Raw genomic sequence first — 639 nt, forward strand, 5'->3', positions numbered from 1 at the left:
ACCATGCACGGCACGATCATGCTGCTGTTCTTCGCGACGCCGATCGTGTTCGCCTTCGCGAACTTCGTGGTGCCGATCCAGATCGGCGCGCCCGACGTGTCGTTCCCGCGGCTCAACGCGTTCGCCTACTGGCTGTACCTGTTCGGCGGCACGATCACCATCAGCGGGTTCCTCACCCCCGGCGGTGCGGCCGACTTCGGCTGGTTCGCGTACACGCCGCTCAGCGACGACCTGCACTCGCCGGGTATCGGCGGCAACATGTGGGTGGTCGGCCTGGCGCTGTCCGGCCTGGGCACGATCCTGGGTGGCGTCAACATCATCACCACCATCATCACGCTGCGGGCGCCGGGCATGACGATGTTCCGGATGCCGATCATGACGTGGAACATCCTGGTCACCAGCCTGCTGGTGATCATGGTCTTCCCGTTCCTGGCCGCCGCGCTGTTCGCGCTGGCCGCCGACCGGGTGCTGGGCGCGCACGTCTTCGACGTCGACACCGGCGGCCCGATGCTGTGGCAGCACCTGTTCTGGTTCTTCGGCCACCCCGAGGTCTACATCATCGCGCTGCCGTTCTTCGGCATCATCACCGAGGTCATCCCGGTGTTCAGCCGCAAGCCGGTCTTCGGCTACAAGGGCCTG

General features: G+C 66.0%; 1 protein-coding gene. It reads left to right on the forward strand.

What is annotated here, in order from left to right; translation table 11 throughout:
• Positions 1-639 (forward strand): cbb3-type cytochrome c oxidase subunit I (locus IEY99_RS33820; RefSeq protein WP_189208200.1); only part of this gene is annotated, 639 nt, incomplete at both ends.

This window comes from Couchioplanes azureus (genome assembly GCF_014648355.1).
Classification (GTDB): domain Bacteria; phylum Actinomycetota; class Actinomycetes; order Mycobacteriales; family Micromonosporaceae; genus Actinoplanes; species Actinoplanes azureus.